This window comes from Xenorhabdus sp. NBAII XenSa04 (genome assembly GCF_963866145.1).
GTDB lineage: Bacteria > Pseudomonadota > Gammaproteobacteria > Enterobacterales > Enterobacteriaceae > Xenorhabdus > Xenorhabdus indica.
Genome location: NZ_CAWMEB010000435.1, coordinates 1 through 11,067, shown reverse-complemented (window position 1 = coordinate 11,067; position 11,067 = coordinate 1). Strand labels below are relative to the sequence as shown.

Below are 11,067 nucleotides of genomic sequence, written 5' to 3'. Positions count from 1 at the left end.
ACCGCCGGTGTGGGTGGCGTATTGTCGGGCGGCAAATTCAGTTTAAATAAGCTGTTGTCCGGTAACTGATAATTCGGCACTTCCGTGCGGACGATAAGGGGTTTCTCGCCCACATTTGTGATTTTTTCCTCCCGCCCGGTGTTTTTTTCACCGGCGCCGGTCAACTTCTCACCCACGGTGGATCGTTCACCCACCGTCACTGTCTGACCCCGTTCAGTCAGTTTTTCCCCCGCGATAACCGGCGTCTCTGCGGTGCCACCGGTGATGGACGGCCTTTGCCCCGTTACTGCCGCGGGCGGGATGATCACTTCCCGCCGCTGTCCCGGCCTTAAGGCGACTTCACGCGGCGGGGTTTCCGCTTCTGTCAGACCAGCGTTGATTTGCCCGCCACGGACTGGCGCCATCTGTGTCGCGGTGCCCTGATAATCAGCCGGCCGCTGGCCAGCCAGCGTGACCGTGCCCTGTGATGCCCGGACCGTCCCGGGGGTCAGCGTGATGGCCTGGATTTGTGCCGGGGGTTCATAATACGATGACCGCCGGCCTTGCCGGTCACGCCCTTTTTTCTTGATGCGCCAAAAATTCTCCACCCGGCCTTTATCGGTGATATAACGCTCACCCGGCACATCCCGGTTATGGATATCCCCGCCCGTAACCGTCAGCAATCCCCCGGCCACCACCTGGCTCTTGTCGTTTGTCAGCGTCGTGGTATCGATGATCAGGTTTTTCCCGGCCAGTATCTTCGCCGGGTCGGTGGCTTTCACCCGGGTTTCTTCTGTCGTGCGGGTGTACCGGTAAATCTGAAAGTTATCCCGGCATCCCCTGTTGTCCACACAGGCGTGAGAGACTTCATCATGACGGATAATGACTCTATGATTTTTCGCATTATAACGTTGCCCCCAGACCTGATATTCCTCCATGGGCGTCTGCGAAATGCGCTCACGTTGGGTCTCAAAATGGTCATTGACGTTATTGATGGTGTTGGCTGCCAGCCGCATCTCCCCCATGGCTTCCATATAGGCGCTGTGGTTATTGATGACCTGGCCTTTTCCGCTGGCCCGGTACCGGTCATCCAGCTTGCCGCCGAAGGCAAAATCACCGTCACTGTAAATCAGGCTGTGGGCCTGGTTATTTAAGGTTCCCACGCCCAGATCGAGACGTTGGCGGGCCGCAATTACCGCCGATTGACCTTTGGCCATGATGTCGTTGTAATTACCCGATTTTGTCGCGAACCCCTGCTCCCGTTTTGCCTTTGTTTCAGCATCCACCCGGTTATTCAGCGTCCCCGCGTCAATGGCGATATGATCACCATAAATCCGCCCGGTGCCCTGGTTGGTCAGCCCGGTGGCACGCAGATAGGTTTGGGCACCATCCAGCAACCCGGTGTTGACGAGGGCATTTTTGACGGTCCATTGATGGTGATCCGCCAGGATTTTCCCGGTGGCCTCGTTGGTCAGGTTATCCGCCGCCCCCGCCAAGGTGCCGGCACTGATCAGGCCGTTATTAATGATATTGCCCTGACTGCTCAGCCGTAAACGCCCATTGGCAATGATTTCACCGGTATGAATAAAATCTTTCAGCAGCGTCAGCTGGATATCGCCCAGTGAGCGCAGTTTGCCGTCACCGGTGGCCGCGTCGGCATCCACCGTCAACGCCTTCCCGGCGTTGATCTCACCGTCCGTATTGGTCACCGCTAGCTGGCGGCCCTGTACGGTCAGTTGCTGGTTGGCCTGTAACTGGCCCTTCGTGTTATCGAGCACCGAAGCCAGTTTTAGTGTGGCATTTTCAGTGCCGAACAGTTGCCCTTTGGCATTGTGCAGTGTGTCCGCCGTGACAAGGACATTTTTACCCTCAATCCCGTTATCCTGCTGTTGCGTCTCCTGATTGTGGATGGCCTGCGCACTCAGTTCGGCATCACCGCCACTGCGGATTAAACCGGCCTGATTATCCATGTGGTGATTGACGCGCGCGGTCAAATCGCCCAGCGCCAGTATCTGTCCCTGGGTATTGAGCAGCGCATCAGCATCAATACGCAGCCCGGCTTCGCTCAGGATCTTACCCTGCTGACGGTTATCCAGTTGTTTCGCGGTGAGGGTGGCCGATTTGCCATGCAAGGTGCCGCGCAGGTTTTTCAGATCCCCGCTCTTCACCTCAAGCTCAGCCTGACTGTCAATCACGCCATCAGTGTTATCGAGGGTCTGCCCCTGCGTATCAATGAACAAATCCTGACGGGTTTGAATTCGGCCCGACTGATTATTTAGCTGTTGACCTGTCAGAGAAAGCCGGGTCTGTGCCGCCAGCATTCCCTGTCGGTTATGGAGATGACCCGCCGTGATAGCCAGACTGCCTGCCGACACCACGGCGCCATTGTCATTATCCAGCGCCCCCGTGTTCAGGGTCATGGCCTGTTTGCTGGTCATTCCCTGCCTGTCACCACTGTTGCGGTTAATTAAGGATTTCGCGTTGAGCGTCAGTTTGCCGCCACTTTGCAGCAAACCCTGATCATTATTCAGTGCATCCACATACCATTGGGTGTCTTTTCCGCTCAGGATCTGTCCGTGCTGATTGAGGACCGTATTTCCGCTCATATTCAGCCGGTCATGGCTTTCAATATGGCCGGACTGGTTATTCAGATCCGCGACCGTCAGGCGCAAAGCCCCCTGGCTGAACACACCGCCGTTCTGGCCACTGTCCCGGTTATCCAGCTGCTGACCGTGGGTATCGATGGTCAGGTTCTGGCCGCTGTGTATCGCCCCGTAGCGGTTCAGTAATTCACCGGTTCGCAACGTCATCTGCCGTTCTGCGGCGATAAGCCCCGCGGTATTATTCAGTGGCTGCTGGGGCGTATCGATATCCGCCGTTCCCGCACGGATTTGGCCTTTTTCGTTGTTGATCGCCTGAGCCGTCAGTTGCAGGTTATGCTGACCGGCAATTTTCCCTTCAATATTAGTGAGCTGCCCGGTGGTCAGGGTGACATCCCCGTTCGACGCCGCCACCTTCCCCTGCCGGTTATCGATTTCGTCAGCCACCACGGTCATCCCGGCTGAGGCCACCAACTGGCCTTGCTGGTTATTCAGCCGTTTTTTTACCGTGACCTGAAGCTGACCATCTTCTGCCGCAATGATTTGACCTGACTGGTTATTCAGCGCCGCTGCATTGATCTTCACCGTGCCATTGGCAGACATCGTGCCGCTGCCATTATCCAGTTCCTGCTGAACCTCCAGCGTCATGGCACCGGTGCCCCGTTGGGTCATCGTCCCTGAACGGTGATCCAGTGACTGAATATGGGCCGTGATATGTTGTGCCGACGTCTCGCTGTTCACCAGATGGTAATCCCCCCCATCCAGTTTCAGTTCACCGTCAGAAATCAGGCGGCCGGCCTGACCCTGAAAACGGGCCGTGTCAAGGGCCATCACGCCGGTGCCGGCATGGATCAGCCTGCCGTTATCATTTGCAATGGTCTGCGCCTTCAACGTCAAATCCTGCCCGCGGGATTCAATTATCCCGGCCGTATTGTCAATCCCGGCCTGATGATCCAGGATAAGCGACGGCTGCCCGGTCTGGGTAATTTTACCCTGATGATTGTTCAGTTTCTGGCTGCGGAGGGTCAGCGTTTCCGCCCGTAACCGGCCCCGCGCGTTATCAATCCGTTCCGGTGCCGATAACGTAAGATGTTGACGGGCGCTGACATGGGCATCCTGTAAATGTAACTGCGTGTCAGACGTCAGTGTCAGATCGCTGGCCTCCGTTTGACTGCCCGCCAGTGAGAGATCTTTGGCGTTCACCGCTAACCGGTCATGGGCCAGATTCTGCCCGTGAAGCCGGGCTTCCCCGGTGGTTTTCAGGGTCAGGTTACCATGTTGGCTCAGCCTGAGCGCGTTATCCATACCGGCCGCCAGGGTACTGCCCTGATGGCTATACAATGACGTGCTTTGGCTTTCAAGGTGGCGCCCCGCCAGGATGCGCCCCGGGTTGTCGAGGTGCCTGCGGGTGGTGATAGTTATGTCCTGCCCGGCGGTAATGTCTCCCTCATTCATCAGGTTGCCCTGATCAGGCAGGCTCACATCACCGGCGGCCCTTATCACGCCGCGGTTGATCAGTTGCCCACGGCTGTGAAGCACCAGATTGCCCGATTGGGCGGGTTCACCGTCGTGGTCAATGCCTGCCGCCAATACCGCATTTTGGGCGTTGTCCAGTGACGCACTGGTGATATCAAGATGATGGCCGGCCTGGATGTTGCCCTGATTGGCAAGGTGATCACGGATATTGACTGACAGATCCCGGCCGGCGCTCATGTTCCCCTGATTATCCAGTTTGCTCTGATCCTGGACGGTCATCGTGTCCGACGCTGTGATAAGCCCCAGGTTGGTCAGCTCACCCGGGCTATGGAGCGTCAGGTCTCCCGGTTGGGACAAACGGCCGTCTTTACCGACACCCGCGGCCAGCACCCCTTTTCCCTGATTGGATAAGGCAGCACTGTGGATATTCAGATGACGGCCTGCCAACATGTTGCCCGGGTTAGCCAGATGGCCGGGCGTTTTAATCCGGATATCGCGGCCGGTACTTATCTCTCCGGCATTTTCCAGTGCCGCCTGATTGTCGATAACGATATCGTCCGATGCCGTCATCACCCCCTGATTAACCAGTTGACCGCGACTGTCGAGGGTCAAATTACCCGGCTGAGTCGGTTTGCCATGCGGGTCAGTGCCTGCCGCCAGTTCACCGTGTTGCTGGTTTTCTAACGCCGCACTGTGGATATTAAGGCTGTGGCCGGCCAACACCCGGCCCTGATTGGTCAGATTGCCCGGGGTGTTGAGCCTGATATCACGGCCAGCACTTATCTCTCCCTGATTTTTCAACTCAGCCTGATTCTGGATAGCAATATCCTCCGACGCCATCATCACGCCCTGATGGGTCAGTTGACCGCGACTGTCGATGACAAGATTGCCCGGCTGAGTCAGTTTGCCCTGATCATCCGTCCCCGCCGCCAATACCCCGTTCTGATGACTGACTAATGCGGCATTATGAATATCCAGATGGCGTCCGGCCAGTATTTTTCCGGCATTATCGAGATCATCACGGGCTTTTAGCGTGATATCCCCACCGGAAGTGATATCGCCTGAATGCGTGAAAGCCCCTTCATTTTCAATATGAATAGACTCGGAAGCGGTGATAATGCCGTGGTTGTCCAGTTTGCCCTGACTCCGGATCTTCAGATTACCCGGCTGTGTTTTATCTATACCTGCAACCAGTTTACTTTCCTGCTGGTTGTCTAAATCTGCACTCTGGATAGCGAGATGATGGCCGGCCAGCACCCGGCCCTGATTGGTCAGACTGCCCGGGGTGTTGAGCCTGATATCACGACCAGCACTTATCTCTCCCTGATTTTTCAACCCGGCCTGATTCTGGATATTGATATCCTCCGATGCCGTCATCACCCCCCGATTGACCAGCTTGCCGCGACTGTCGATGCCAAGATTGCCCGGCCGGATCAGGTTGCCCTGATCATCCGTCCCCGCCGCCAGCATCCCGTTCTGGTGACTGACTAACGCGGCACTGTGGATATCAAGATGGCGGCCTGCCCGCATTTTCCCTTGATTATCGAGGTGATCCCGCGCTTTTATTGTCATATCGCCACCGGCGGTGATATCCCCTGAGTGACTGAAAGCGCCTTTATGCTGAATATGGATAGACTCGGACGCACTGATAATACCGTGGTTATCCAGTTTACCCTGACTCTGGATCTTCAGCTTGCCCGGCTGCGTTTTATCTACCCCCGCCGCCAGTACGCCGTTCTGGCCACTTTCTAAAGATGCACTGTGGATATCGAGGTTGTGGCCGGCCAACACCTTACCCTGATTGGTCAGCTTGCCGGGCGTGGTGATCCGGATATCACGGTCAGCGTTTATCCCGCCCTGATTATCCAGCGTCGCCGGTGCTTCAATAACAATATCCTCCGTGGCGGTTATCATCCCCTGATTAACCAGCTGACCCCGGCTGTTGAGAGTCAGTTTGCCCGGCTGGGTTTTATTCATTCCCGCAGACAGTAACCCATTCTGACCGCTCTCTAAAGATGCACTCTGGATAGCGAGATGATGACCGGCCAACACCTTGCCCTGATTGGCCAGCGCGCCCGGGGTTTTTATCGTCATCGCTTTCCCGGCGCTGATATCTCCGGCGTTAGTTAACGCCGCTTTATTCTGAATCTCGATATTGTCTGACGCGGTCACAATCCCCTGATTATCCAGTTTCCCCCTGATATCCAGCGTCAGGTTACCCGGCTGGGTTAATTTGCCGTCTTTATCCGCGCCGGCGGCCAGCACAGGGTGTGGCTGGCGATCAGCAGGCAGCCGAACCTGTTTATGGCTTGCCAACGACGCACTGTGGATATCAAGGTGACGGCCGGCCAACATCCGGCCCTGATTATCCAGGTGATCGCGGGTGTTGACGGTAATATCCTGACCCGCCGTCATATCGCCCTGATTGATGAAATGCCCTTGATTCTTAACCTTAATCTCAGCAGAGGCGTCTATCGTCCCGCTGTTGGCAAGATGACCGCCACTGTTGAGTTTCAGGCTGCCCGGTTTATTGCTGCCTGCCGACAGCCGCCCCAGGTTCGTTACATCGCCCTGATTATCAACAGTCAGGTTATCCGATGCCGCTATCGTGCCTTTATTGCTGAGGCGGCCACGGCTCTCAATGGTCAGGGTGCCGGATTGCGTCCGGTTGCCTTCTTTATCGACACCCGCCGTGATATTTCCCTGATTCGCCAGCGCCCCCGAATTATTGATGACCACATCAGCAGATGCCGTGATGACACCGCTGTTCGTCAGTTTGCCCTGGCTATCCAGCGTCAGATTGCCAGCCTGCGCCCCTAACTGCCCGGCATTGCGTACCCCGACACCCTGTTCGGTACCGACCAGCCTGATTTTGTTGGCATACATGCCACCTACCGCCGCCACATCCAGACTGAATGCCGGTTTATTCTTCTGGCTCTCTGACAAAGTTTCGGTCACATTGCCCTGGGCATCCACCCGGTTGCGCCCGGTCGTCACGGTTAACTGGTTGGCGTGGAGTCTGGCGTTAATATTGACGGCGCGGCCAATCAGGCGGGTATAATCACTGCCGGTATCATTCAGTCCCTTCCCTTCCACGCTGATAAGTCCCTGATGCGCCTCATCCACTTCAAACCCTTTCAGGCGTCCGCCTTCCAGCAGGGTTTTCCCCGCCGCCAGCGTGGTCTGGCTGGCATTGATAAAACCACACCCCTGACAGGTAATACCTGCCGGGTTAGCAATAATGACATCTGCCCGTTGTCCGGCGACTTCAATAAAGCCGTTCAGCTGGCTGGGATGGCGGCTGTTCACTTCATTGAGGATGATCTTCGCCTCACCCTGGGCTAACCACGGGTTTGCGGTGATAAGTCCACCCAGTTCGGTTTGGGTATTGATGCTGCTGTTATTGAGGATCGCCCCCCGTTGCGCCACATCAAACTGGCTGTACTGATTACGGGAAACCCCGTCCCCATTCGGGGTCTGGATATTGATTTGGGGGATACCGTTGGCCGTGGCAATGACCGAGGGCTGCTGCGTACCGGGCGCATTGTTGTCCGCCACAATGCCCGCCTGTGCACTCAGGCTGACCAGCCCCAGCGCCAGTGAGACCCCGAATACCAAAGGGGTTAAGGCCACACGGGCTGACGATAATGAAGGCACCGATATTCTGTTGCGTGCCTGTCCGGCCGTGTGGCTGCGGACTAACTCAGACACCACCATCAGCATCTGACGGGTTTTATTAAAAATCACGCGGTAGCAATGTTTATTCATCGCGCAGCCCCTCTTTCAGGTAAGTCGACGGTCAGGGGATGGTTGTCCCACCATGCGGCGGCCTGTTCACGGCTCACACCGGCCCCTCGGAAACGGATCACCTGCGCCCCACGCTTTGAACCTTTGTGATAAAGCGCCCGGACACACTGATAAGGAAAAATGTCATGTTTGATTAAATCCGCCATCACACGGCTATGGCCAAACGGCGCTACCCAGTCCACAATCCAGAGCCGATCCCCCCGGTTCGATGCCAGGCGGCGATTATCCCCGTCATCCGTCGTCAGGTAATGGTGTTCGGTCTCTTCATCAAACCGTGACCAGCTCAGGTAAAACACCGGCTGACCCTGCTGACTGATCAGCACATACTGTTGGGCTTTAATAAAAGGCAGGAGCAGGGTGGCAAGCGAACTTAACGGTGCATCCCGGTGCAGCGGGGAGTGCATCCACAGCCAGGTTGCGGCACCCAGCATTTCTGGGTCATTGTCATACCCGCCCAGAAGCAGGGGAGCACGTACATCATAATCACCGATGAACATTTCTGCCCCCTCAGTACTGCCAGTTCAGGCTGAAACTGACGTGAGCAGGGTCGGTTTTAAAGCCATCCGGTTTGGAGAAGGGCGTACCAACCGACACGTCATACGCCAGATTCGCCGGGCGGATATGGCCTTTCAGACCGACAACCCCCCCGGCCAGTGTGCGGCCGATAAGGGTTTCCGCCCTGTGTCCGCCCACCCGGCCGTAATCCGCTCCCAGATAAAGCTGTTGATCCGGCACCGGGGTCTGCCATGACAGGGTATTACGCCATGCCCAGCCCTCATCGGCACTCAGCGTGCGTTCACCATCAAAACCCCGTACTGTCCAGCGGCTGCCGATACTGAACTGGTCTTGCGGCGTCAGCGGGGTATGACTCCATTGCTTCTGGTATTCCATCCGGTGCTGAAAAGACTGGCTGCCCAGCTTAAAGGGGGTATTCAGTGCCACCGACAACTGGATAATTGCTGATTTTGCCGTGGCGTAGTTTAAGGAAGATTTATCATTGCGCTCTTCAGATGCTGGCAGTGCACCAAACCAGCGGGTGCCTTTTTGATAACGGATACCCGCATCCAATATCGCTGCACCGATATAATGGCGGTGATCCAGTCCCAGGCTCCAGCTGCTGGTGCGGCGTTTCTGGTTAGCAATTTCGGTCTGTTGCATGAAATTGCGGGTTTCGCGCACATTCACGCCATAAGTGAATGTGGTTTTTGAACGGGCATTACGGTGCAGGACACGGCTTAATTGCATGTTCAGACTGCGGCTTTTTCCGCGATATCGGGCATCCCCGTTGAGTTCCGGTACGGTCTGCATATAGTGGTATTTGCTGCCGGTGACCGCAAACTGCCAGTAACCGAACGGCACCGAATAATGCGCGGTATAGTTGGTGGAATCCTTGCGGCGGGAAAAAGCCAAATCACGGCTCAGGGAGAGATAAAACAAATCACTCAGTGACGTTGGGTTATCCAGCGCCAGCATCAGCCCGCCCTGCGTGCGTCCGGTGGTTTTGGTCCCGCTGTTATCCACCCAGGCTCCCACATGCCAGAAACGCGACTGCCGGCGTTTAATCACGATATCGCTCTCGCCCGGCTGTTCACCCGGCACCAGTTCCATCGACGCCTGAACATTGGGGATGCGCTGAAGGTTTTCCAGGCCTTGCTCGATATCCCGCAAATCCAGCACATGGCCATCATGGGCAGGCATCGCGGTATACAGCGTCGCGTATTTATCCGACTCCTCGGTATAGCGTACCTGCCGGATTTTGCCGGTGACAACATTGAGTTTCAGTTCCCCCTGACTCAGATCCTGCTCCGGTGCCAGAATGCGGGTGGTCACCCAGCCGTGGGAAATCAGCCGGTTCTGCATCGTGCTCATCAGGAGACCAATCCCCTGCGCCCCCAGACAGTGTCCGTTGGCCTGATCGGCCAGCCGTTGTAACGGCACCCAGTGCGGCAGGTCTTCCCGGCCGGACAAAGTGACGTTCTGGATCACAAAACAGGGCGATTCTGTGGGAAACGTCAATACAGACGTGGATACCGTTTCATCCGAAAGCCGCACCGTCGGTGCCTTCGCCTCCAGGCGTTGCTCTAATGCTTGCTGCTGCTGCTTTTGATGAATAAAAGGTTGGTCATCTGCCTGCACAGGCTGAATAACGCATACAGCCCATCCGGCCAACCCTGCGAACATTTTGTTGCGAGTTACCGTTGCCATCATTGAACCCGTCGGATACTTAATGATTATTGAATGATTTTGAGAGAACTGCGCGAGAGGGTATTATGGTTTAAAGTGTTTTAATTTCAACCAACATGATCGCATGATGATCAAAAAGATGAATATTTAGACTATCCAGCTGTCATTATGCAACAAAACGGCAATGGATTAACATTCACCAAACATATTGCGTGTAGTATTAAGTATATTCGTCTGCATTTTGCCTGCCTGAAAAACAAAAGCACGGCGAATATGATAAAGAAAAATAATAAATGACATGTTTTTCAGAGTATTCTGACGGGACAGTGCTCCCCCGCTTTATGACAAAAAACGGGTCTCACTACTTTCCCTTCGACAACATCTTCTGCATCACCGTCTGTCCGAACATCCCCGCAGATTGCCTGACCTGCCCCACCCCCTGGCTCATCATACCGGCCACATCACCCATGCGGACACCGGCCCAGGCTAATGCGCCCAGCCAGACCATCGGCAGCACAATAAACAGGGTGCCCATCACCAGCCCCATAATTAAATCGTCCGAGGTATTCTGAAACCCCGCCAGATTAAACAGGCTGTGAGTGTCTGAGCCGTACAGGGCTTCCAGTAAATGACTGTCCAGCCAGCGCGCCAGTTCCCACCAGAAGGTCAAAAAATTCAATGCGAAAATCACAAATGTCAGCGTGAAGATGGTCTTAAATTCATAGGCCGCAAACAGCAGGATCAACGGGATGAAGATATACAACGCCATCAAAATTACCGCCTGCATCATCGGCAGCGCCTGGCGTACCGCATCAAACACCGGCATACTGAGTAATCCACCCAATAAAGCCCCTGCGGAAGTGCCGATTCGATTAGCGCCATCCAACAAGGTGGGATCGGCACTACCACCATACCCGGCATACACATACCCGTCCTGTGAAACGCTCAGGTTTACCGGGCTGACCAGACGGCGGATCACCGCTTCCTGATAAGTCTGCGTATTTTTCCCCAATATTTTCAG

4 protein-coding genes are annotated in these 11,067 nt (G+C 55.6%); all 4 read right to left on the bottom strand.

What is annotated here, in order from left to right:
* A partial coding sequence (locus AAC147_RS18490; RefSeq protein WP_047683614.1) for a two-partner secretion domain-containing protein occupies nt 1–7,823 on the bottom strand: 7,823 nt, incomplete at its 3' end.
* Nucleotides 7,820–8,359, bottom strand: a complete 540-nt coding sequence (locus tag AAC147_RS18485; protein WP_047683612.1) for a toxin-activating lysine-acyltransferase — start codon at nt 8,357–8,359, stop codon at nt 7,820–7,822. The genes AAC147_RS18485 and AAC147_RS18490, both read right to left, overlap by 4 nt.
* A 10-nt stretch (nt 8,360–8,369) precedes the next feature.
* Entirely contained in the window at nt 8,370–10,043 is a 1,674-nt protein-coding gene (locus AAC147_RS20240) for a ShlB/FhaC/HecB family hemolysin secretion/activation protein (RefSeq protein ID WP_445286334.1), read from the bottom strand.
* Nucleotides 10,044–10,407: 364 nt separating this feature from the next.
* Nucleotides 10,408–11,067, bottom strand: a 660-nt coding sequence (locus AAC147_RS18470) for a conjugal transfer protein TraG N-terminal domain-containing protein (protein WP_047683609.1), incomplete at its 5' end; no start/stop codon positions are given.